This window comes from Ralstonia psammae (assembly GCF_958405935.1).
GTDB classification, from domain to species: Bacteria; Pseudomonadota; Gammaproteobacteria; order Burkholderiales; family Burkholderiaceae; genus Ralstonia; species Ralstonia psammae.
Genome location: NZ_CATZBU010000002.1, coordinates 16,836 through 37,939 on the forward strand (window position 1 = coordinate 16,836; position 21,104 = coordinate 37,939).

General features: G+C 63.5%; 23 protein-coding genes. 9 read left to right on the forward strand and 14 right to left on the reverse strand.

Going from position 1 to position 21,104, the window contains the following annotated elements; all coding sequences use genetic code 11:
* Window positions 1-26: 26 nt before the first annotated feature.
* From R2N16_RS03715 to R2N16_RS03730, 4 genes are all read left to right on the forward strand, one after another.
* Window positions 27-671: a Vgb family protein gene (locus R2N16_RS03715; RefSeq protein WP_316664236.1), complete on the forward strand. Its 645-nt coding sequence runs from the start codon at window positions 27-29 to the stop codon at window positions 669-671.
* A gap of 123 nt (window positions 672-794) precedes the next feature.
* Complete coding sequence (locus tag R2N16_RS03720) at window positions 795-1,247, forward strand: MarR family winged helix-turn-helix transcriptional regulator (RefSeq protein WP_316664237.1); 453 nt, start codon at window positions 795-797, stop codon at window positions 1,245-1,247.
* Window positions 1,248-1,282: 35 nt separating this feature from the next.
* A complete protein-coding gene (locus R2N16_RS03725) occupies window positions 1,283-1,624 on the forward strand; it encodes a hypothetical protein (RefSeq protein WP_316664238.1) in 342 nt (113 codons plus the stop codon).
* Window positions 1,621-2,889 (forward strand): MFS transporter, encoded by a 1,269-nt coding sequence (locus R2N16_RS03730; protein ID WP_316664239.1) that lies wholly within the window; start codon window positions 1,621-1,623, stop codon window positions 2,887-2,889. Before R2N16_RS03725 ends, R2N16_RS03730 begins: the two co-directional genes overlap by 4 nt.
* A 61-nt stretch (window positions 2,890-2,950) precedes the next feature.
* Here the strand turns inward: R2N16_RS03730 and R2N16_RS03735 are convergent, their stop codons facing one another.
* Window positions 2,951-3,154 carry a cold-shock protein gene (locus tag R2N16_RS03735; RefSeq protein ID WP_316664240.1) on the reverse strand — a complete coding sequence of 68 codons (204 nt, stop codon included), beginning with the start codon at window positions 3,152-3,154 and terminating at the stop codon, window positions 2,951-2,953.
* 270 nt (window positions 3,155-3,424) lie between these two features.
* Here R2N16_RS03735 and R2N16_RS03740 point away from each other — a divergent pair, with 270 nt between their 5' ends.
* On the forward strand, window positions 3,425-3,637 hold the full coding sequence (locus tag R2N16_RS03740; protein ID WP_004626724.1) for a hypothetical protein: 213 nt from the start codon (window positions 3,425-3,427) through the stop codon (window positions 3,635-3,637).
* 144 nt (window positions 3,638-3,781) lie between these two features.
* Here the strand turns inward: R2N16_RS03740 and guaA are convergent, their stop codons facing one another.
* The 3 genes from guaA to guaB all read right to left on the reverse strand — a co-directional run bounded on the left by guaA (window position 3,782) and on the right by guaB (window position 7,541).
* Complete coding sequence (gene guaA / locus R2N16_RS03745) at window positions 3,782-5,401, reverse strand: glutamine-hydrolyzing GMP synthase (RefSeq protein WP_316664241.1); 1,620 nt, start codon at window positions 5,399-5,401, stop codon at window positions 3,782-3,784.
* Window positions 5,376-5,954: a hypothetical protein gene (locus R2N16_RS03750; RefSeq protein WP_316664831.1), complete on the reverse strand. Its 579-nt coding sequence runs from the start codon at window positions 5,952-5,954 to the stop codon at window positions 5,376-5,378. The genes guaA and R2N16_RS03750 overlap by 26 nt, the downstream gene beginning before the upstream one ends.
* Window positions 5,955-6,077: 123 nt before the next feature.
* On the reverse strand, window positions 6,078-7,541 hold the full coding sequence (gene guaB, locus R2N16_RS03755) for an IMP dehydrogenase (RefSeq protein ID WP_316664242.1): 1,464 nt from the start codon (window positions 7,539-7,541) through the stop codon (window positions 6,078-6,080).
* 154 nt (window positions 7,542-7,695) lie between these two features.
* Between guaB and R2N16_RS03760 the strand changes: the two genes are divergently transcribed.
* Window positions 7,696-8,640 carry a DMT family transporter gene (locus tag R2N16_RS03760; RefSeq protein WP_316664243.1) on the forward strand — a complete coding sequence of 315 codons (945 nt, stop codon included), beginning with the start codon at window positions 7,696-7,698 and terminating at the stop codon, window positions 8,638-8,640.
* A gap of 155 nt (window positions 8,641-8,795) precedes the next feature.
* A complete protein-coding gene (locus tag R2N16_RS03765) occupies window positions 8,796-9,335 on the forward strand; it encodes a DUF4124 domain-containing protein (RefSeq protein WP_316664244.1) in 540 nt (179 codons plus the stop codon).
* Window positions 9,336-9,348: 13 nt separating this feature from the next.
* On the opposite strand, the gene R2N16_RS03770 is transcribed toward R2N16_RS03765, so the two are convergent.
* Both R2N16_RS03770 and R2N16_RS03775 read right to left on the reverse strand, forming a co-directional pair.
* A complete protein-coding gene (locus R2N16_RS03770) occupies window positions 9,349-9,714 on the reverse strand; it encodes an RnfH family protein (RefSeq protein WP_316664245.1) in 366 nt (121 codons plus the stop codon).
* Window positions 9,701-10,138 carry a type II toxin-antitoxin system RatA family toxin gene (locus tag R2N16_RS03775; protein ID WP_316656157.1) on the reverse strand — a complete coding sequence of 146 codons (438 nt, stop codon included), beginning with the start codon at window positions 10,136-10,138 and terminating at the stop codon, window positions 9,701-9,703. The genes R2N16_RS03770 and R2N16_RS03775 overlap by 14 nt, the downstream gene beginning before the upstream one ends.
* Before the next feature lie 123 nt (window positions 10,139-10,261).
* Here R2N16_RS03775 and smpB point away from each other — a divergent pair, with 123 nt between their 5' ends.
* The gene (gene smpB, locus R2N16_RS03780; protein ID WP_027677453.1) at window positions 10,262-10,708 is read left to right on the forward strand and encodes an SsrA-binding protein SmpB; all 447 of its coding nucleotides are present in this window, start codon (window positions 10,262-10,264) and stop codon (window positions 10,706-10,708) included.
* 20 nt (window positions 10,709-10,728) lie between these two features.
* Here the strand turns inward: smpB and R2N16_RS03785 are convergent, their stop codons facing one another.
* The 3 genes from R2N16_RS03785 to ppsA form a co-directional block, all read right to left on the reverse strand.
* Entirely contained in the window at window positions 10,729-11,655 is a 927-nt protein-coding gene (locus R2N16_RS03785) for an SPFH domain-containing protein (protein WP_004626708.1), read from the reverse strand.
* Window positions 11,656-11,694: 39 nt separating this feature from the next.
* On the reverse strand, window positions 11,695-12,120 hold the full coding sequence (locus R2N16_RS03790) for an NfeD family protein (protein ID WP_316664246.1): 426 nt from the start codon (window positions 12,118-12,120) through the stop codon (window positions 11,695-11,697).
* A 165-nt stretch (window positions 12,121-12,285) separates the two neighbouring features.
* Window positions 12,286-14,673, reverse strand: a complete 2,388-nt coding sequence (gene ppsA / locus R2N16_RS03795; RefSeq protein WP_316664247.1) for a phosphoenolpyruvate synthase — start codon at window positions 14,671-14,673, stop codon at window positions 12,286-12,288.
* Between the two features lie 230 nt (window positions 14,674-14,903).
* On the opposite strand from ppsA, the gene ppsR reads away from it, so the two are divergent.
* Window positions 14,904-15,755: a posphoenolpyruvate synthetase regulatory kinase/phosphorylase PpsR gene (gene ppsR, locus R2N16_RS03800; RefSeq protein ID WP_316664832.1), complete on the forward strand. Its 852-nt coding sequence runs from the start codon at window positions 14,904-14,906 to the stop codon at window positions 15,753-15,755.
* Window positions 15,756-15,824: 69 nt separating this feature from the next.
* On the opposite strand, the gene R2N16_RS03805 is transcribed toward ppsR, so the two are convergent.
* From R2N16_RS03805 to rnhB, 5 genes are all read right to left on the reverse strand, one after another.
* Window positions 15,825-16,721: a metal-dependent hydrolase gene (locus tag R2N16_RS03805; protein ID WP_316664248.1), complete on the reverse strand. Its 897-nt coding sequence runs from the start codon at window positions 16,719-16,721 to the stop codon at window positions 15,825-15,827.
* Window positions 16,722-16,753: 32 nt separating this feature from the next.
* Window positions 16,754-18,562: an SDR family oxidoreductase gene (locus R2N16_RS03810; RefSeq protein ID WP_316664249.1), complete on the reverse strand. Its 1,809-nt coding sequence runs from the start codon at window positions 18,560-18,562 to the stop codon at window positions 16,754-16,756.
* Between the two features lie 17 nt (window positions 18,563-18,579).
* Window positions 18,580-19,455 carry a M24 family metallopeptidase gene (locus tag R2N16_RS03815; protein WP_316664250.1) on the reverse strand — a complete coding sequence of 292 codons (876 nt, stop codon included), beginning with the start codon at window positions 19,453-19,455 and terminating at the stop codon, window positions 18,580-18,582.
* Between the two features lie 142 nt (window positions 19,456-19,597).
* Window positions 19,598-20,380 (reverse strand): TrmH family RNA methyltransferase, encoded by a 783-nt coding sequence (locus R2N16_RS03820; protein ID WP_316664251.1) that lies wholly within the window; start codon window positions 20,378-20,380, stop codon window positions 19,598-19,600.
* Window positions 20,381-20,402: 22 nt separating this feature from the next.
* Window positions 20,403-21,101: a ribonuclease HII gene (gene rnhB, locus R2N16_RS03825; protein WP_316664252.1), complete on the reverse strand. Its 699-nt coding sequence runs from the start codon at window positions 21,099-21,101 to the stop codon at window positions 20,403-20,405.
* Between the last annotated feature and the right edge of the window lie 3 nt (window positions 21,102-21,104).

Genomic DNA, 21,104 nt, shown 5'->3' on the forward strand with positions numbered 1-21,104 from the left:
CCACAACCGAATCCAGCGAGCCCAACATGAAACGATCCACCGCCGAAGTCGTGCGCGAATACGGCCCCTTCCCCGGTGTCGAAAACGTGGGTGGCGTCACCTACAACGGCGAGCGCATCTGGTTTGCCGCCGGCGGCCAATTGAAAGAACTCGACCCCGACAGCGGCAAGACGCAGCGCTCCATCGACGTACCGGCCCACGCCGGGACTGCGTTCGACGGGCGGCATCTGTTCCAGATCGCCGAGGACCGCATCCAGAAGATCGACCCGCAAACGGGCAACGTACTCGCCACGATTCCGGCGCCGGGTGCAGGTGGAGACTCGGGCCTCGCCTGGGCCGAAGGCACGCTGTGGGTCGGTCACTACCGTGAGCGCAAGATCCGCCAGATCGATCCGGACACCGGCAAGGTGTTGCGCACCATTGAATCCAACCGCTTCGTGACCGGCGTCACGTGGGTCGACGGTGAACTCTGGCACGCCACGTGGGAAGGCGATACGAGCGAGCTACGGCATATCGATCCGCAAACCGGCGAAGTGCTGGAGCAGCTTGACATGCCGGCCGGCATGACGGTGTCGGGGCTGGAGTCTGATGGCGCCGATCAGTTCTTCTGCGGTGGCGGGACCACCGGGAAGATTCGTGCGGTACGGCGCCCGCGCAAGCAGGTGGCATAAGCCTAAACCGCTCTGCAGAAGGAACGAAGCCCGCTGAAATGCGGGCTTTCCTGCTTGGGCGGCGCCAGCACAACATTACAGCTTAACTGCACAGTTAAACTGTGATAATGCTATGCTTTCGGCATGGCTAAATCACGATCTCCCAACGATCCCGCGCCGCCTGCCGCGCTGGCCGGCGATTTGCGCATTGCGCTCGGCAAGCTGTCCCGGCGCCTGCGCGAGCAAGCCCACCCGAACGATCTCACCCACGCGCAAAAGTCGGTACTGCTGCGCCTGGACCGCGATGGCCCGGCCACGGTGTCCGCACTTGCGCGGGCCGGCAGCGTGAAACCGCAGTCGATGCGGGTCACCGTTGCGGCGTTGGAAGCGATGGGCGCGGTTGCAGGCAAGCCCGATCCGACGGATGGACGGCAAACGCTCATCGAGCTGACGCCGGGCTTCCGGAAAGCGCTCAAGGAAAGCCGCGCCGCGAAGGACGATTGGCTATTCCGCGCGCTGCAGGCGCAACTCTCCGCCGCCGAGCAAGCCGAACTAGCGAAGGCCGTGACGTTGCTGCAACGACTCGCAGAGTTTTGAGCCCCCTCTTACTGTTCCTGAGCAGGAGTGCCGACATGGCATGGCCGCATCTCATCTCTTGGTTTTTCGGCGGCGCATTCCTCGCCAACGCGGTGCCGCATTTCGTCTTCGGCATCGCGGGCAAGCCGTTTCAGAGCCCATTCGCAACGCCGCGCGGTGAAGGTCTTTCGTCTTCTACGTTGAATGTGCTGTGGGGTGTGTTCAACCTGACCGTCGGTTACGTGCTCGTCTTGCGGGTTGGCGATTTCAACCTTCGCAACACAACCGATGCTGTTGCACTCGGGCTGGGCATCCTGGCGCTCAGCGTGCCGCTCGCACGACGCTTTGGCCGCTTCAACGGTGGCAATCTCGGTAGCGATCTGCCGCAACGCCCATGAGCACATCGGCAAGTACGCCAGCAACGGGCGTCTTCCGCTCGCTGCGGGTTCTCAACTACCGCTTGTGGGCCGTGGGGTCGCTGGTGTCCAACGTGGGCACATGGATGCAGCGCACCGCGCAAGACTGGCTGGTGTTGACGCAACTTACGAACCACAACGCTTCTGCGGTGGGCACGCTGATGGCGCTGCAGTTCGGGCCACAGCTCCTGCTGTTGCCGTGGACGGGCGTTGCCGCAGACCGCTACAACCAGCGCAAGCTGCTGATGGCAACCCAGGCAACATCTGGCGTGCTGGCGCTGATTCTCGGGGTGCTGACCGTCACGGGCATCGTTCAGCTTTGGCACGTCTACCTGCTGGCGTTTCTGTCCGGTTGCGCATCGGCGTTCGATGCCCCGGTGCGCCAGACGTTCGTGGCAGAACTGGTGGGCGATGGCGATCTGCCCAACGCGGTTGCGCTCAACTCGACGTCGTTCAACGCGGGGCGCATGGTTGGACCGGCGGCGGCGGGCATTGCCATCGCCACCATCGGCACAGGCTGGGCATTTTTGGCCAACGGGCTTTCGTTCATCGCGGTGCTGGCTTCGCTCGCCTTCCTGCGCAAGTCCGAACTGCGCCCGAATGCGCGTGCACGGCGCTCGCAAGGCGGCTTTGCCGAGGCCATCCGTTACGTGTGGGCCCGCCCCGACCTCAAGGCCATGCTGGTCATGTTGTTCCTGATCGGCACGTTCGGGCTGAACTTCCCCATCTTCATCTCGACGATGGCCGCGAGCGTTTTCCACTCGGATGCGCGTGGCTACGGCGTGTTGTCGTCGATGATGGCGATCGGCACGATGTCTGGCGCGCTGTTCGCCGCCGGGCGCAAGCGGCCAGAATTCAAGTCGCTGCTGATTGGCGCTGCCATGTTCGGCCTGGGTTGCACGCTGGCAGCCATCGCACCGAACTATTGGCTGTTTGCGGCAACACTGGTCATCACCGGCATGGCGGCGCTCACGTTCACCAACACGAGCAACAGCCTGATGCAGCTCTCGACCGAGCCTGCCATGCGCGGGCGGGTGATGGCACTGCGCGTGGCCATCGCGTTGGGCGGCACACCCATCGGCGCGCCGATTGCGGGCTGGGTGGCGGACCACCTCGGGCCGCGGTGGTCACTGGGGGTGGGCGCACTGTCGGGCTTGCTTTCGGCAGCCGTTGCCGCCTATGTGATGCGGCGGCAGATTCATCTGCCGCGACAAGAGCCGCCGACACTGGGGCAAAGCGCGCCGTGAATGCATTGAAGACTCAAAAAAAAACCCCGCAGTGCGGGGTTTTTTTGGCAGATGAGAGCGATCAGATCGCTTCGATCTTGGTAGCAGCCGGGCCCTTTTGGCCAACGCCCGCGACGTAGCGCACTTTCTGACCCTCTTGGAGGGACTTGAACCCGCCACCCTGAATTTCAGAGAAGTGAGCGAAGAGATCGTTGCCGCCTGCGTCCGGGGTAATGAAGCCGAAGCCCTTGGAGTCGTTAAACCACTTTACTGTGCCGGTTTCCATGTTGGATATCCTAAAAAGTTCTGTATGAGCCCTGTGCTCAACAGGCACGACAATCAAGGAAGAAACATGGAGCAAAGGAAGTACCGCGTGGCGTGACAACCCAGAACATCGGAGTAACTGCTTGAAGATCCTGCGGAGATTGGTTCTACAGACATTCCGGGCGCATGTCAACACATAATTAGGTAACCTGTCACCCTTACCCCAACCCAGCACCCCACCGCTGAGCCGGCGCGCCACAGTGGGCCGGCGTCTTTGAGAGAACCCCTTGGCATGACACTCTGCTCGGCTTGCGCCGCAATCGAACTCCATAAACGCGGCGCGCCAGGCCATGCTTTGCTGAGAATCACCGACACGCAGCGCATCAAGTCGCCCTCGGCGCGTGCGATCACGGTCAGCACATTCTCGTGCCCCACATGCGGCGCGCGATGGGTCTACCGCGACGAAAAGAACGTGGACAACCAGGGCTGGTCGCTGGAGGCGTAGACGAAGATCGCCGCGACACCCTCGTCCGCACCTCGCGTGACGTCCAGCGCTTTCGGGCGAATCATGACAGCCGCCGGACCGAGAAAACGTGAGGATAAAAAAAGCCCGCATAGCGCGGGCTTCTTCGGACTCGGGAGGTTAGCCTCACTCCCACTCGATCGTCGCAGGCGGCTTGCCCGACACGTCATACACGACCCGGCTCAACCCACGCACTTCATTGATGATGCGGTTCGACGCGCGGCCCAGCAGGGTGTACGGCAGGTGCGCCCAATGTGCGGTCATGAAGTCGGTGGTCTGCACTGCCCGCAGTGCCGTCACGTAGTCGTACGTACGGCCATCGCCCATCACGCCGACGGACTTGATCGGCAGGAACACCGCAAACGCCTGGCTGGTCAGGTCGTACCAGCTCTTGCCGATATCGCCTTCGCCGCACAGGCCCGCAGCCGCGTCCTGCGCCGAGGCCTTGGTGCCGCGCAGCTCTTCGATGAAGATGGCGTCGGCACGGCGCAGCAGGTCTGCATATTCACGCTTGACCTCGCCCAGAATACGCACGCCCAGGCCCGGGCCCGGGAACGGGTGGCGATACACCATCTCGTGCGGCAGGCCCAGGGCCACGCCTAGCTCGCGCACCTCATCCTTGAACAGATCGCGCAGCGGTTCGAGCAACTTCAGACCCAGCGTTTCCGGCAGGCCGCCCACGTTGTGGTGGCTCTTGATCGTCGTCGCCTTCTTGGTCTTGGTGCCGCCCGACTCCACCACGTCCGGATAGATCGTGCCCTGCGCCAACCACTTGGCGTTGCCGAGCTTCTTGGCTTCGGCCTGGAACACTTCAACAAACTCGCGGCCAATGATCTTGCGCTTGGCTTCCGGGTCCGTCACTCCGGCCAGGTGGCCGAGGAATTGCTCGGACGCATCCACGTGCACGACCTTGGCGTGCAGGCGGCCTGCGAACATGTCCATCACCATCTTGCCTTCGTCCAGGCGCAGCAGGCCGTGATCGACAAACACGCAGGTGAGCTGGTCGCCAATGGCGCGGTGGATCAGCGCCGCCGCCACCGACGAATCGACACCGCCCGACAGGCCGAGGATCACCTCCTCATCGCCCACCTGTTCGCGGATCAGCTTGACGGCTTCCTCGATGTGGTCGCGCATGATCCAGTCGGGCTTGGCGCCGGCGATCTCCAGCACGAAGCGCTCAAGCAGCGCGCGCCCCTGCACGGTGTGCGTGACTTCCGGATGGAACTGCACGGCATAGTAGCCACGCGCCTCGTCGGCCATGCCCGCGACCGGGCAGCTCGGCGTCGAGGCCATCAGCTTGAAGCCCGGCGGCAGTTCGGTGACCTTGTCGCCATGGCTCATCCAGACCTTGAGCATGCCGTGGCCTTCCGGCGTGGCGAAGTCCTGGATGTCCTTGAGCAGGCGGGTGTGGCCATGCGCACGCACCTCGGCGTAGCCGAATTCGCGGTGGTCGCTCCACTCGACCTTGCCGCCCAGTTGCACGGCCATGGTCTGCATGCCGTAGCAGATGCCCAGTACCGGCACGCCGAGGTCCCAAACGGCCTGCGGCGCGCGCAGCTGATGGTCTTCGTAGGTGCTGGCGTGGCTGCCGGACAAAATGATCGCTTTGGGCGCGAACTCGCGCACAAAGGCGTCGGACACGTCGTTCGGGTGGATCTCGCAGTAGACGTGTGCTTCACGCACGCGCCGCGCAATCAGTTGCGTGACCTGCGAGCCGAAATCAAGGATGAGGACTTTGTCGTGCATGTTGTGGAGGAATGGAATCGGCAATCGTGTCGACTTCAGTGCCAGGGCCGTAGCCCGGGGGCGGCATGTAGCCAGGTTCTTTGCGCTGCGCCTTTTCTGCGCGTTCGCGTTCGCGAACAGCCGCGGCGTCTTCGCGGGCCTTCTGCGCGCGCGCGCGCTCGCTGGTGCGCACGCGGCGCGAGGCGGGAATCTGCACGGCAGAGAACGCCGCCAGCACCGCAGCAAACGTCGGCAGCCAGATGCGGCCTGCACCGTCCACCGGCAGGTGGAAGAACAGCAGCCAGGCGATCACCAGCACGGCGACCGCCAGGTTCACATGACCGACCACCTGCGCCACGGCGGTGGTCAGTTGTCCGTTGACAGTGGCGTGCCACAGCAGCCAGGCCACGCCAATCAGCGTGACGCCGAGCAGCTGGCCGTACATCGCCGGCTCCGGCTGCGGCAATTGCAGCGCCCCGAAGATCGACGCCATCGGTGAAGCCAGCAGGACGAGACCGACGCACAGCGCGACAGCCGCATCCAGAAACAGAACGAGTCGCAAAAGCGCTTTCATCATCGTCTCCAGTTGCGGGCGGCCGCCCGTGCCTCGGCCACCGGTTGAATCGGCCGGAGCGCCCGCGCGCCCCGGCGGCAGTACTGCTTGCCTTCTATCTTGTATGCGGTGATCGGCAACCGATCAGTCGCGGTGATAGTTCGGCGCTTCCTTCGTGATCTGCACGTCGTGCACATGCGATTCGTGCATGCCGGCGGCGGTGATCTCGACAAATTGGCTCTTCTCGTGCCATTCGGCAATCGAGGCGCAGCCGCAGTAGCCCATCGACGAGCGAACGCCGCCCGTGAGTTGATGCACGATCGGCAACGCGGAGCCCTTGTACGGCACGCGCCCTTCGATACCTTCGGGCACCAGCTTGTCGACGTTGGCGGTGTTGTCTTCCTGGAAGTAACGGTCGGCGGCGCCGTCCTTCATCGCGCCCACCGAGCCCATGCCACGGTAGCTCTTGTACGAGCGGCCCTGGAACAGGAACACCTCACCCGGCGATTCGTCCGTACCGGCAAACATGCCGCCCATCATCACGGTGTGCGCACCGGCCGCCAGTGCCTTGGCCACATCACCGGAGTAGCGGATACCGCCGTCGGCGACCAGCGGAACGCCGGTGCCCTTGAGCGCCTCGGCCACATTGGACACGGCAAAGATTTGCGGCACGCCTACGCCAGCGACAATCCGCGTCGTGCAGATCGAGCCGGGGCCAATGCCAACCTTGACGCCATCTGCGCCGTGGTCGACCAGCGCCTTGGCCGCGTCGCCCGTGGCGATGTTGCCGCCAATCACCTGCACTTGCGGGTAGTTGTCCTTGATCCAGCGCACGCGGTTCAGCACGCCCTGGCTGTGGCCGTGCGCGGTATCGACCACGATCACGTCGACGCCGGCCTTGACCAGCAGATCGATACGCAGATCGTTGTCCGGGCCCACGCCCACCGCAGCACCCACGCGCAGCGAACCGCGTTCGTCCTTCGACGCCAGCGGATATTCGGTGGCCTTCTGGATATCCTTGACCGTGATCAGGCCGCGCAGCTCAAAGGCCTCGCCCACCACCAGCACACGCTCCAGGCGGTGCTTGTTCATCAGGCGCTTGGCCTCTTCCAGCGAGGCGCCTTCCTTGACGGTGACGAGCTTTTCGCTCGGCGTCATCTTGGCGCGCACCGGGGCGTCCAGCTCTTCTTCGAAACGCAGGTCGCGGTTGGTGATGATGCCCACCACCTTCTTGCCTTCCAGCACCGGGAAACCCGAGATGCCGTGCTGCGCCGACAGCGCCATCACATCGCGGATCTTCATGTCCGGACCGATGGTGATCGGGTCGCGCAGGACGCCCGATTCAAAGCGCTTGACCTTGGCGACTTCGCGCGCCTGTTCTTCCGGCTTCAGGTTCTTGTGGACGATACCGATGCCACCTTGCTGCGCCATGGCGATGGCGAGCCGCGCTTCCGTAACCGTATCCATGGCAGCGGAGACGAGCGGAATGGCGAGTTCGATCGAACGAGTGAGCTTGGTGCGAAGGGACGTATCGCGGGGCAGGACGGCCGAGTAGGCCGGGACGAGCAGCACATCATCGAATGTGAGTGCTTTCTGGACAAGACGCATAGCAATTTCCTCTAGGCGCAAAATCGGATTATACGGGAATTCGCCACACGGTTGTAGAGACCCGTGCTATGCTCGATAAATTTTTCTTCGCGGACGTGCCTGTTGCGCCCCGCGCCGCCAGCGGCCGCGCAGAATCAGCCTCGCGAGTGTTCGAATGGGAATCGGCGTATTGTGCGCCCTGCTGGCCGGGGCCATGTGGGGCATGGTTTTTATTGCGCCCCGCGCGCTGCCCGCGTTTTCACCGTGGGAACTGACCCTCGGCCGCTACCTCGCCTACGGCGCCATCGCAGCCATTGCCGCTGCCCCGATCCTTCCCCGCATTGCCCGCAAGATCACCCGCGCCGACTGCCTGGCGCTGATCAAGCAATCCTGCAGTGGCAATCTTGTCTATTACGTACTCCTGGCTTTCGGCGTGCAACTGGCCGGGGTTGCGCCCACCTCGCTCATCATCGGCATCCTGCCTGTCACCGTCACGGTTCTGGGGCGGCGCGACCACGGCGCGGTGCCGCTCTCCCGGCTGATCTGGCCTCTATTGGTGGTGGCTGCTGGCATTGTCTGCATCAACGTCGACCTGTTTGCCCATCAGGGCACGGCCACAACGGTCAACGTCCGGCCGACCTGGCAGCGCATCGTCGGCATCGCATGCGCGGCGGGCGCGCTGTGCAGCTGGACGTGGTATGCGGTGGAGAACGCCCGCTACCTGCAGCACAATCCGCATTTCTCCAGCAACGAGTGGTCGGCACTGTATGGCATCTCGACGGGCGCTCTGTCGACCGTGCTCTCGATCATGGGGCTGCTGGTGATCGGCACCCGCTGGGCCGACAGCGGCGGACGCGTCTGGGGCACGTTCTGGGCGGTGAACGCTGCCGTGGCACTCGGCGCGTCGCTGATCGGCAACAACCTGTGGAACATCGCCTCCCGACGGCTGCCGCTCACGCTGTCCGGCCAGATGATCGTGTTCGAGACGCTGTTTGCGCTGACATATGGGTTTGTGTACGACGGCCGCTGGCCGCGCCCGCTTGAGATCACCTCGATCGCCTTGCTGATCGCGGGTGTCGGCTGGTCGGTCCGCTTGCACGCCAACGACAAGTCTGCATAAACTGGGCGCCTTGCCGGGGGGGCGAGTCGACAGGCCAAGCTAGGCCGTCGGCCAAGATTGGCGAGTGGCGATCACGCCACCGGGCTCCCGTGCGCGTCGAGGGGCCGTCGTCGGGTCGGCCAGCGCGCCGTCGGCAGTCCACCAACGAGAACTCCATGAAACGACTGCACGTCCTGTTGCCTGCCACCGCCGCCCTCATCGCCCTCGCCTGTCCGCTTGCCCAGGCGCAATGGGCTTGGCAATGGCGTGATGACAAGGGCCACATGGTCTACAGCGACGCCGCACCGCCGCCGTCGGTGCCGCCCGGCCGCATCATCCGCAACCCGAACAGCCGCACCGCCACGCCCTATGAAGCGCTTTCCGCGCCGGCTTCGGGCGTCAAAGCCGCGGACCCGAGTGCGGCGGCCAAACCCGGCCAACCAGCCTCGGGGGTCGCCGCGTCCAACCCCGATGAAGAACTGCGCAAGCGCCTGGCCGATCGCGCCAAGAAAGAACAGGGCGAAGCCAGGCAGGCAGACGCTGCCCAGCGCAAGCAAGCCGAATGCGCACGCCTGCGTAACGAAACCACGTATATGCAAGACGGCCGCCGCGTCGGCTCGGTGCAGCCCGACGGCTCGATCGCCTATATGGATGACAACCAGCGCGCCGCAGCCGTTCAGCGCAACCAGGCTGCCCTGAGCGCCAACTGCAGCTGATCGGGGTCGGTCGTTACTCGAGGACGTCGTCTTTGGGCGGCGCCTCGTTGCGGAGCCACTTGAGGCCTTCGCGCGTGCCGGTAGCCCGCACCTTCTGCACGCGCCGCCGGCGTGCAGTTTTCGGATCGGCGATCAGCGGACCCAGGATTTCCACCCGATCACGTGCATGCAACGGAGCATCGGGCGTCTTGCGCTTGCCGTAGACACCCAGCCGGCAGGTATCGACCGTCAGACCAGATCCGCTGAGGACTCCGGAAGCACGCACGGCATCGGCCACCGTCGCCTGCGCCGGCACTTGCACGTTAATGAGCCGCGGCGGCGTGACCGTCGCCAGGCAGACCATCACGTCAATCACGGCAGTGGGTTCAGGACTCGCCATACACCGTCTCAGCGCGCTTGACGAACGAATCGACGAAGGTATTGGCGATCATGCTGAACACCGGGCCGATCAGCTTTTCCAGAATCACGCTGGAAAACTCGTAATGCAGGTGGAAATTGATCTTGCAGGCATCCGCGCGCAGCGGCGTGAAGATCCAGAAACCGGTGAACGACTTGAAAGGCCCGTCGGCGAACGTCATATCGATGCGGGTGGGCCGCGTTTGCACGTTACGCGTGCGAAAGAACTGGTGGATGCCCTTGAAGGCGATATCCACGCGCGCGTCGAGTGACGTTTCCGTCTGCTCGTAGATTTCCACGCCGCCGCACCACGGCAGGAAGTTCGGATAGTCCTTGACATCGGTGACCAAGTCGAACATCTGTTCAGCCGAGTAGCCAATCAACACGGTTTTTTCAACGTCTGCCATGCGTCATCCGAAAGCTTTGCGCGCCGCGCCCCGGTTGGTTGCGGCGGATTTGTTAAACTCGCCATTTTATCGCAGCGCATGCAGGGATCATCACCCCACTGCGCACACCGCACATTCCAACGTATGACCATCGCCGACAACAAGAAAGCCTTTTTCGATTACTTCATCGAAGAGCGCTACGAAGCAGGCATGGCTCTCGAGGGCTGGGAGGTGAAAGCCATCCGGGCCAACCGTGCGCAGATCAAGGAAGGCTACGTCGTCATCCGTAATGCCGAACTGTTCCTGATCGGGGCCCATATCAGCCCGCTGCAATCGGCCTCCACGCATGTCAATCCGGACCCCGTGCGCACCCGCAAACTGCTGCTGCACGCCGAAGAGATCAAGAAGCTCATCGGCAAGGTGGAGCAGCGCGGTTATACGCTCGTACCGCTGAACCTGCATTACACGCGCGGCCGTGTGAAATGCGAAATCGGTCTCGCCAAGGGCAAGAAGCTCTTCGACAAGCGCGAGACCGAGAAGGACCGCGACTGGCAGCGCGAAAAAGCCCGCCTCATGCGCGAGAAGGCTTGAGCCCTCTCGCTCGCCAGCCTTTATGCGCTCGGCCGCTGTTGCTTCACAATCGTCAACGCTGACGCAATCATCGTGCTCAGGTCGCCCATGTTGCCCGGCACGATGAGCGTGTTGCCCTGCTTGGCCAGGTTGCCGAACGCGCTGACATACTCTTCCGCCACCTTCAGGTTGACCGCATCGACACCGCCCTCGGTGCGAATGGCCTGACCGATCTTCTGGATCGCCTGGGCGTTGGCTTCGGCCACTGCCAGAATCGCCGCCGCCTCCCCCTGTGCCTTGTTGATGGCGGCCTGCCTCTCCCCTTCTGATTTCTGGATGGCCGCCTCGCGCGCACCGGATGCCAGGTTGATCTGCTCCTGGCGCTTACCTTCGGATGCGGCGATCAGCGCACGCTTTTCGCGTTCGGCCGTGATCTGGGCCTGCATGGCATGCAGGATTTCCTTGGGCGGCGTCAGATCCTTGATCTCGTAGCGCAACACCTTCACGCCCCAGTTCGATGCCGCTTCATCGAGCGCATTGACCACGCTGTGGTTGATGAAATCACGCTCCTCAAACGTCTTGTCCAATTCCAGCTTGCCGACAACCGAGCGCAGCGTCGTCTGCGCCAGCTGCGTGATGGCAATCACGAAATTGCTCGAGCCATAGGATGCCCGCATCGGGTCAGTCACCTGGAAGTACAGGATGCCGTCCACCTGTAGCTGCGTGTTGTCCTTGGTGATACAGATCTGGCTCGGCACGTCGAGCGGGATTTCCTTGAGCACATGCTTGTAAGCCACGCGGTCGACAAAGGGCAGCACGATATTGAGCCCCGGTGAGAGCGTCGCGTGATACTTGCCCAGCCGCTCCAGAATCCAGGCGTGCTGTTGCGGCACGATCTTGATGCCTTGCGCGATGAGCACGATGGCGGCAAACAGGACGATGATCGCGAGAGTCCCCAGCTCGAACATAGAACCTCCGTGGTTGGGCTTATTGGTTGTGGTTGGTTGCTATCTGGGCGAGACGACAAGCACGTTGCCGCGCACTTCGACGATACGGAATTCGCCACCGGCGGCCGGTGCGTTCGGCGCCAATTCGACATCCCACGCGGCGCCGCGATATTGCACGCGCGCGCGGCGCTCTGGCGACCAGGCATCGACGCGCAGCGTCTCGCCGATGTCCAGATTGACGTTGCGATTGCGGGCGGCATTCTCGCGCGGGACACGCCCATAGCGCGTACGCCGCAGCCCGACGATGCCGAACACCGCCACGATGGCGGCCACGATGGCCTGAGCCGGAAACGCAAGGCTGATCAGCGCGGCAAGGCCGCCGGCGATCAAGCCGATTGCCACCATCAGCAGATAGAAGGTCCCCGTCATCAGCTCGCCGATGACGAGCAGCACGGCCAGCGAAAACCAGACGGTCTGAGCCGACATACTCCCTCTCCCTGAATCCCAGAAAAAAACCCCCGCGACGCGGCTCGTCTGCGGGGGGCATGTCGCTCGGCCCCGCCAGCGTTGGACGCCACCGGGCACTTTGCGTTCTTGTTAGCGCGTACCCGTCAGGATACGCGCCTTGTCTTACAACACTCCAGTTCGGGCTCAGGCCGAACCGAGCTTCTGCCACGTATCGACCACCGAATCGGGGTTCAGCGAGATCGACGAGATGCCTTCCTTGGCCAGCCACTCGGCAAAATCCGGGTGGTCGGACGGGCCCTGGCCGCAGATGCCGACGTACTTGTTCATCGACAGCGCCGTGGAAATGGCACGCTGCAGCATGAACTTGACCGCCGGGTCGCGCTCGTCGAAGTCCTTCGCCAGCAGCTCCATGCCGGAGTCGCGGTCCAGACCCAGCGTGAGCTGCGTCAGGTCGTTCGAACCGATCGAGAAGCCATCGAAATGCTGCAGGAACTGCTCAGCCAGGATCGCGTTGGACGGCACTTCGCACATCATGATCAGACGCAGGCCGTTCTCGCCGCGCTTCAGGCCGTACTTGGCCAGCAGCTCGACAACCTTCTCAGCCTGGCCGAGCGTACGCACAAACGGCACCATCACTTCGACGTTGGTCAGCCCCATCTCGTCGCGCACGCGCTTCATGGCACGGCACTCCATCTCGAAGGCTTCTGCGAAGTCTTCGGCGATGTAGCGCGAGGCGCCGCGGAAGCCCAGCATGGGGTTTTCTTCGTCCGGCTCGTAGCGCGAACCGCCGATCAGCTTCTTGTACTCATTGGACTTGAAGTCCGACAGGCGCACGATCACGGGCTTCGGATAAAACGCCGCTGCGATGGTGGCGATGCCCTCGGCCAGCTTGTCAACGTAGAAAGCACGCGGGCTGGCATGGCCACGGGCCACGCTTTCCACGGCCTTCTTCAGGTCGCTGTCGACCTGCGGGTAGTCGAGAATCGCCTTGGGGTGAACGCCGATGTTGTTGTTGATAATGAATTCCAGACGGGCCAGGCCCACGCCGCCGTTCGGGATCTGGCAGAAGTCGAACGCCAGTTGCGGGTTGCCGACGTTCATCATGATCTTGGTGCTGATCGTCGGCATTTCGCCGCGCTGGACTTCCGTGATTTCGGTTTCCAGCAGGCCGTCATAGATCTTGCCTTCGTCGCCTTCGGCGCACGAGACCGTTACCAGCGTGCCGTCCTTCAGCAGATCGGTGGCATCACCGCAGCCGACCACCGCCGGCACACCCAGCTCGCGCGCGATGATGGCTGCGTGGCAGGTACGGCCGCCGCGGTTGGTGACGATGGCCGAGGCGCGCTTCATCACCGGCTCCCAGTTCGGGTCGGTCATGTCGGCCACCAGCACGTCGCCCGGCTGCACCCGCTCCATTTCAGCCGGATCGTTGATCACGCGCACCGGGCCCGTGCCGATCTTCTGGCCGATGGCGCGGCCGGTGGTCAGCACCGGTGCCGAACCCTTCAGGCGGAAACGCTGCTCGACCTTGCCGTTCGCCTGGCTCTTCACCGTCTCGGGGCGAGCCTGCAGGATGTAGATCTTGCCGTCCTTGCCGTCACGGCCCCACTCGATATCCATCGGGCGGCCGTAGTGCTTCTCGATGATGACGGCGTATTTGGCCAGCTCCGTCACGTCCGCATCGCTGATGGAGTAGCGGTTGCGGAGTTCGCCCGGCACGTCGACGGTCTTCACGCGGCCTTCTTCGCCCGGCGCGGTGAACTCCATCTTGATCAGCTTGGAACCGATCGAGCGGCGGATGATCGGGTAGTTGCCGGCGGCCAGCGTCGGCTTGAAGACGTAGAACTCGTCCGGGTTCACGGCGCCCTGCACCACCGTTTCGCCCAGGCCGTAGCTGGAGGTGATGAAGACGACATCCTGGAACCCCGATTCGGTGTCGATCGTGAACATCACGCCCGAGGCGCCGCAGTCCGAGCGCACCATGCGCTGGATGCCGGCCGACAGGGCCACCACGTCATGGGCGAAACCCTTGTGCACGCGGTACGAAATCGCACGGTCGTTGTAGAGCGAGGCAAACACGTGCTTGATCTTGTCGAGCACGTCATCGATGCCGAGGACGTTGAGGTAGCTCTCTTGCTGGCCGGCGAACGAAGCGTCCGGCAAGTCTTCGGCCGTGGCCGACGAACGCACCGCGAACGATGCCTCAGCGCCTTCGCGGGCGGACACGCGAGCATACGACTCGCGAATCTCCTGCTCCAGACGCGGCTGGAACGGTGCGGTGGCGACCCACTCGCGGATTTCCTTGCCGGCGGCAGCCAGCGCCTTGACGTCGTCGACGTCGAGGCTCGCCAGGCGTTGCGAGATGCGCTCGGTCAGGTTGTTGTGTGCAAGGAAATCGCGGAACGCCAGTGCGGTGGTGGCAAAACCGCCCGGAACGCGCACGCCGGCGCCATCCAACTGGGAGATCATCTCGCCCAGCGAAGCGTTTTTACCGCCGACGACCTCGACATCGGTCATCCGCAATTGCTCGAACGGCAGCACATAGGCGCCGTCTTGCGACAGGTTAGTCATACAAGCCCCTAAACTAAGTGAAAAACCGGTCGGATGCGCACGGGGCTTTCTTCTTGTTGTCTGGCCGTACGAATCGCTTGGCTAAACCATCCGGAAGCCATGCCAGGCCCGCCGCTGTGGCATTGCCTGGCAGGCGATCGGCCCGAATTGCTTAGCTAAACGATCGCCGCTATTCTACCGTGCCGCAGCACGAATTCCTGCCGGCGTGCTGGAAAAACCCCTCGTTTTCGATGACCGACCTCGCCACCGCATCTCCCAACCGCACACCTTTCCGCACTGTTTTCATCGTGTCGGATGGCACCGGGATCACCGCAGAAACCTTCAGCCACTCGATCCTGGCGCAGTTTGAGATGAAATTCCGCCAAGTGCGGATTCCGTTTGTCGACACTATCGACAAGGCGCATGTTGCCGTCGCGAAGATCAACGAAGCGTTTCACGCCGAAGGGGTGAGGCCGATCGTCTTCACCACATTGGTGGATGCCGAGGCAAACGAGATCGTCCATCGGGCCAAAGCCACCATCCTGGACATGTTCCAGACGTTCATCGAGCCGCTCGAGAAGGAACTGAATCTCAAGTCCACCCACGCCATCGGCCGGTTTCACCAGAACGCCGACACCGAGGCGTACAAGAACCGCATCGAAGCGATCAACTTTTCACTTGCACACGATGACGGTCAGTCACACAAGAACCTGGCCGAGGCGGATGTGATCCTGGTGGGGGTATCGCGCAGTGGCAAAACGCCGACAAGCCTGTACCTGGCGATGCAATATGGCGTGAAATCGGCCAACTACCCGCTCATTCCCGACGATTTCGAGCGCGGCAAGTTGCCCACGGTGCTGTACGACTACAAGAGCAAGATTTTCGGGCTGTCGATCGACCCTCAGCGCTTGTCGGAAATCCGCAATGAACGTCGCCCAGGCAGCAAATATGCCGCGCTGGAAAATTGCCGCTACGAGATCAATGAAGCCGAATCGATGATGCGGCGCGAGGGCATCAAGTGGCTGTCGTCAACGCATAAGTCGATCGAGGAAATTGCCACGACGATCCTTCAGGACGTCAAGATGGAGCACGGCAACTACTGAGCGAGGTGCGCCTCACCGCAAACACAACGGCCGGCATTGCACCGGCCGTTTTGCTTTTCTGTTGCCCCGTCAAGCGCGATCACGCACCCAGTTGCCGCCGTGCGCCGCGGCTTGCGCTGCTGGCGATGTTTCCAGGTAGGCCAGCGCCTGCTCGGTCGACCCCTCATGATGCGGCGTATAACTGGGCCGGAAATAGCGCAGCGCGGCCCCCAGCATTTTCCAGAACGATGGCAGGCAGTGACGCCGCGAGCCATGCCACCAGCCGCGGATAAAACCAGGAAACCTGCCCGCGCCCGGATCGCGCTTGTACATGAAGCGGAAGCCTGTCACCAGGAAGTACAGCAGCAACAGGATCGTGGTCAGCATGTGGAAGCAGCGTTCGAGATACGTGCCGCCCATGTGTCGGAAAATGTCGAACGCTACGGTGCGGTGCTCGACCTCCTCCGCACCGTGCCAGCGCAGCAGGTCCAGCATGACGGGATCGGCGCGGGCGGCATCCAGCCCCTTTGCATTGAGCACCCAGTTGCCCAGATAGCCGAAAAAGTGCTCCAGCGCCGCGATGATGCCGAGTTGCTGCCGCAGCCAGAAGCGCGTGTGGCCGATCTTCAGACCCAGCGGCTGTTCGCCCAGCACCTTGGAGAACAGCCAGTCGAGCCGCTTGGTGAAGGGTGCGGTATCGATGCCGTGGTCCTTGTAGTAATGCGTGAGTACGCCGCCGTGCGAGCGCGAGTGGACGGCCTCCTGGCGCAGGAAGCCCTCGGCGTCGGCGCGCAGCTTCGTGTCGGTAACCAGCGGCAGCGCCTTGTTGTAGACGCGGCAGAACCACAGCTCGCCGGCAGGGAACAGCAGGTTCAGGATGTTGATGATGTGCGTGCTGGACGGGTCCCCGGGAATCCATTGGATGGGCGTGCCCTTCCAGTCGAAACGGACGTGTCTGGCCTTGATGAAGTAATCGGGCGCGGTCATGGTGGTCTCCTGATGTTCTTGTCAGCGTGGGCTCAATGCCCCGCCATGCTTATGCGCGCGATCAGCCGGCTGAGCCACTGTGCATAGCGCGAGATGAAGCGCGACGAGTGCGCCTCGATGCCGATCGTAACAACGGGCTTGTTGCGCTGAACCGCTCTGAACATGGCCTTTGCCACGGTCTCGGGCTTGAGGCCGCGCAGCTGGTAGAGCTTGGTCGCGCGGGCGCGCAGTTGAGCCTGCTGCGCCTCGGTCGTGCCGGCGTAGACGGTGGAGGCCATGATTCCGGTCTCTGCAAAGCCCGGGCAGATGGCCGACACGCCGATGCCTTGCCCGGCCAGTTCACCTCGCATGCATTCGGACAGCATCAGCACCGCAGCCTTCGTCGTCGCATAGGCAGCAAGATCGCGCGACGGCGCAAAGGCGGCCGCCGATGCGGTGTTCAAGATGTGCCCACCCTGCCCGCGCGCCACCATTTGCTTGGCGAACAACCGGGCGCCGTGGATCACACCCCACACGTTCACGTGCAGAATGCGTTGCCAATCGTGCTCGGACGTGTCGACAATGCCACCCGCCATGCCGATGCCCGCGTTGTTGACGACGATGTCAGCGCCGCCCAGCTCGTTGCCGACCCAATTGACCAGCGCTTCCATTTGCTCGGCGTTGCCGACATCGACGGTGCGCGCCCACGCTTTGCCGCCGGTGAGGCGGATGAGCGTGGCAGTGCGCTCTGCGTCTTCGGCGCGGATGTCGACGGCGACGATGGCCGCGCCCTGCTCCGCGAATTCCAGCGCCGCACAACGGCCAATGCCGCTGCCTGCCCCCGTGATGACGGCCAGTTTGCCGGACAGCGGCTTACGCTCGCCATGCTGACGGGCGCGTTGCAGCGCTTCGGATTCCGGCTTGCCGCCGACGTGCTCGATCAGCTCGCGCGCCATCTCGGCCATACGCCCGGCATGCGTGACTGGCAGCCAGTGCCGCGCCACCACCTCGCGACGCCAATACTGCGGCACCCAGCGCGAGAGATCTTCGGACAACGCGGGGCTGACGTACTTGTCCAGCGTCGGCACGATCACCTGCACCGGCACGTGTGCGACACGCTGGCGGGGCGTGAACAGGCTGCGGATGAAGTTGGCGCGATACAGCGAGACACCGCGCACGCCATCAGCAGTTTGCGTGGCGCGCGGCACGATGGTGGTCTTCTCGACACGGCGCAGCACACGCGGCCACGCGCGCCCGAGCCACAGGCGCCAACTCAGTTCCGGCACGATCGGCAAATGGAACAGCAGCACGTACCACGAGCGCACGAGCTGCCCCAGCATCTTGCCCAGCGACGACGGCGTCGGCCGCAGCAGCCGCGCGCGCATCCAGTAACCCACGTGGTCCAGGCAGGGCCCCGAGCACGACGTGTATGACGCAATGCGTCCGCGCAGGCGGTCCTCCGTGACGAATTCCCACGACTGGATCGAACCCCAATCATGCGCGATCAGGTGCACGGGCCTGCCTGGGCTCAGCGCATCGATCACGGCGATGAAGTCGTCGGTCAATCGCGCGAAGGTGTAATGGCGCATCCCCTTGGGCGAACTTGACTGCCCCGCCCCACGCACGTCGTAGGCGATGACGTAGTAATCGCGGGCAAGCAGCGGTGCCATCTCGTGCCAGACCTCGCTGTTGTCGGGATAGCCGTGCACGAGTACGACGGTCGGGTGCGCCGGGTCGCCCCACGTCTTGACGGCGAGCGAGACGCCGGCGGATTGCACCGTGCGCGCCGAATGTTCTTTAGCCGCGAAGGTACCGGCCGGCTCGAACAACGCCAGCGGGGCCTCTTCAAGAAGCGTTTTCATGTGAGCCTCCGTGCGCGTCAGGCAGCGCGCTGCTGCGCAAGCTGGCGTTGCTGCCAGCGCCGCACGTGCGGCAGATCGTCGTCGAGCCAGTACGCGTCATCCTCCGTGATGACGAGCAGCTCTTCGAACTTGGCACCGACGCCGTGGAAACCCAGGTGCGGCTCAACGGCCCATAGGCCCGGCACCGGCGCGTGCTCGGATCGACGATCAATCGACCACAGCGGCGACCACCCCTCCTGCTTGCCGCTGCGCACCTGGTCGAGAATCAGATTGCGCGTGGCATTCAACCCGAAGCGCGCAACGAAACGCGGCTTGGATGGACGGTCCAGCTTGGCCACGCGATGGGCCAGCACTTTGAACGGATACGCCTTGTGGCGCGGCTCCACCCCCTGCTTCATGCAGAGCTGGTCCACCGCGCGCGCCACATCGGCCATCGATCGACGCTCGCGGATCAGGCGCACGATCAGCTCGCGATGCGCCATCAGATCGTCCTGCAGTTGCTCGAGGATCGCGTTCTCGCCGAGGCACATGGCATAGCCAACATCGGCGATCACGCCATTGCGCACGGGCGCCACGTCGAGGATGACCGGCATGTTCTCCTCCAGCCGCCGCGACGACGGAAAGAACGCCAGGTTGAAACCGGCCATGTGCGTCAGGCCCGAAAAGCCCTGGAACGCCGTGCGATCGCCAAACCAGGCGAACGGCTTGTGCAGCCAGTCATGGACACCACGATCGCCCAGCCATTCAGTGAGCAGCCTGGCCGCGTCCTTCTCAGTCATGCCTGGACGCAGCATGCCGCCGACAGCCTCGACGCACGCGTAGGCGAGTTGCTGGATTTCGCGAAACTGGGCGAGTTCGTCGACATGGACGCGCGCCAGGGTGGGGTTCGGCATGCCGGCCTCCTTGAGTGTAGGTATCGGGGGTGCTCAACGGAACCGCGTCCAATGTTCCATTACTCAATGGCAAAGTCAATGCGGGACTTTTCTGGCGTTTGAAAACGCCGTGTGACCGGTAATCGACAGAAAAAAGAGAGGTTTAGCCTGCGCGGCGTTGTCGCACGGCTTCGAACAGGCAGATCGCTGCTGCGGCAGCGACATTGAGCGATTCCATACCGCCCGGTTGCGGAATCGTCACAGGTGTCGTCACGGCAGAGAGCCACGCGTCCGACACACCGGCCCCCTCGTTTCCGAATACCCAGCCAACGGGTGCCGTGAGCGACACATCGAACACAGCCTGCTTGGCGTGCGACGACGTTGCCAACAGGGGCACCTGCAAGCGCGAATGCACGCTCTCAAACGTGCAGTGCTCGACAATGTTCAGATGGAAATGCGCACCCATGGCCGCGCGCAATGTCTTGGCCGACCACGCGAACGCGCAGCCCGGCGTCATGAACACATCGCGCACTCCGGCAGCGGCCGCGCAGCGCAGGATGGAACCGACGTTGCCGGCATCCTGAATGCCATCGAGGATCACGCAGTCCGCATCGATGGTTTTCGGCAGCTTGCCTTCCGGCGTCTCGACCAGGGCCATCAGATCAACGCCGTTGACGACCGTGGTGAGTTGGGCAAACAGGTTGTCCGCCAGCACGACGACGGTTTCCGGATCGACGCGATCGAGCACCGCGGCCACTTCCGGATGCCGGATATGGCGCTCCGAAACCAGGCATTGCGCCGGCATGTGGCCCGCATCCAGATAGGCCACGACCAGATGCACGCCATCGAGCACGGATTGCCCCGCGCGCCGACGATGCTGCGTCGAGCCCGAGAGCGCCTTGAGATGCTTGAACACCGCGTTGTCGCGGGAGGTGATGTGCTTCACGAGTAGGCCCAGCGAAAAAAGGTCAGTCGTCCCAGGCGCTGCCTGCTGCGGTGGTTTCGATGCCGATCGCGCTCGCGCCCTCCAGCGCACGGCGCACGGGCGCGAACGAGCGACGATGATGCGGCGTCACGCCGTGCAGGTCGATCGCCGCCAGATGCTGCGGCGTGCCATAGCCGGCATGGACATCAAAACCGTAGAGCGGAAACTCGATATGCAGCGCGGCCAATTGGCGATCACGCGTCACCTTCGCGAGGATGGACGCGGCCGAAATGGCCGGCACCAGCGCATCGCCCTTGACGATGGCCTCCACTGCAAACGCCACCTGTGGGCACCGATTGCCGTCCACCTGCACGAGATCGGGCAGCGTGCCCAATGCAGCCACGCCCTGCACCGCACGCTGCATGGCGAGCATGGTGGCGTGCAGGATGTTGATGCGATCGATTTCCTCCACGGTGGCTTCCGCCACGTGCCAAGCCAGCGCCTTTTCGACGATCTCGTCGTACAGCGCCTCACGCTTCTTGGCGGTCAGGATCTTGGAGTCAGCCAAGCCCTTGATCGGCTTGCGCGGATTGAGAACGACCGCCGCAGCCGTCACCGGCCCGGCCAAAGGCCCGCGTCCAGCCTCATCCACGCCGCAGAGGATGCGACGCGCGCGCTTGGCCGCCGGCTCTTGCGAGAGCAGCAGGCCAAGCTGATCCGGATTGGGTTTGCGGGCAGCCATGGA

Coding starts and splice junctions, on each gene's coding strand:
- R2N16_RS03765 (WP_316664244.1), top strand. CDS start 8,796: ATGAAACGACTGCACGTCCTGTTGCCTGCCACCGCCGCCCTCATCGCC.
- R2N16_RS03775 (WP_316656157.1), bottom strand. CDS start 10,138: ATGGCAGACGTTGAAAAAACCGTGTTGATTGGCTACTCGGCTGAACAG.
- R2N16_RS03790 (WP_316664246.1), bottom strand. CDS start 12,120: ATGTCGGCTCAGACCGTCTGGTTTTCGCTGGCCGTGCTGCTCGTCATC.
- R2N16_RS03785 (WP_004626708.1), bottom strand. CDS start 11,655: ATGTTCGAGCTGGGGACTCTCGCGATCATCGTCCTGTTTGCCGCCATC.
- R2N16_RS03725 (WP_316664238.1), top strand. CDS start 1,283: ATGGCATGGCCGCATCTCATCTCTTGGTTTTTCGGCGGCGCATTCCTC.
- R2N16_RS03750 (WP_316664831.1), bottom strand. CDS start 5,954: ATGAAAGCGCTTTTGCGACTCGTTCTGTTTCTGGATGCGGCTGTCGCG.
- rnhB (WP_316664252.1), bottom strand. CDS start 21,101: ATGGCTGCCCGCAAACCCAATCCGGATCAGCTTGGCCTGCTGCTCTCG.
- R2N16_RS03735 (WP_316664240.1), bottom strand. CDS start 3,154: ATGGAAACCGGCACAGTAAAGTGGTTTAACGACTCCAAGGGCTTCGGC.
- R2N16_RS03720 (WP_316664237.1), top strand. CDS start 795: ATGGCTAAATCACGATCTCCCAACGATCCCGCGCCGCCTGCCGCGCTG.
- R2N16_RS03715 (WP_316664236.1), top strand. CDS start 27: ATGAAACGATCCACCGCCGAAGTCGTGCGCGAATACGGCCCCTTCCCC.
- ppsR (WP_316664832.1), top strand. CDS start 14,904: ATGACCGACCTCGCCACCGCATCTCCCAACCGCACACCTTTCCGCACT.
- smpB (WP_027677453.1), top strand. CDS start 10,262: ATGACCATCGCCGACAACAAGAAAGCCTTTTTCGATTACTTCATCGAA.
- R2N16_RS03815 (WP_316664250.1), bottom strand. CDS start 19,455: ATGCCGAACCCCACCCTGGCGCGCGTCCATGTCGACGAACTCGCCCAG.
- R2N16_RS03760 (WP_316664243.1), top strand. CDS start 7,696: ATGGGAATCGGCGTATTGTGCGCCCTGCTGGCCGGGGCCATGTGGGGC.
- R2N16_RS03770 (WP_316664245.1), bottom strand. CDS start 9,714: ATGGCGAGTCCTGAACCCACTGCCGTGATTGACGTGATGGTCTGCCTG.
- R2N16_RS03810 (WP_316664249.1), bottom strand. CDS start 18,562: ATGAAAACGCTTCTTGAAGAGGCCCCGCTGGCGTTGTTCGAGCCGGCC.
- R2N16_RS03730 (WP_316664239.1), top strand. CDS start 1,621: ATGAGCACATCGGCAAGTACGCCAGCAACGGGCGTCTTCCGCTCGCTG.
- R2N16_RS03740 (WP_004626724.1), top strand. CDS start 3,425: ATGACACTCTGCTCGGCTTGCGCCGCAATCGAACTCCATAAACGCGGC.
- R2N16_RS03805 (WP_316664248.1), bottom strand. CDS start 16,721: ATGACCGCGCCCGATTACTTCATCAAGGCCAGACACGTCCGTTTCGAC.
- guaB (WP_316664242.1), bottom strand. CDS start 7,541: ATGCGTCTTGTCCAGAAAGCACTCACATTCGATGATGTGCTGCTCGTC.
- ppsA (WP_316664247.1), bottom strand. CDS start 14,673: ATGACTAACCTGTCGCAAGACGGCGCCTATGTGCTGCCGTTCGAGCAA.
- guaA (WP_316664241.1), bottom strand. CDS start 5,401: ATGCACGACAAAGTCCTCATCCTTGATTTCGGCTCGCAGGTCACGCAA.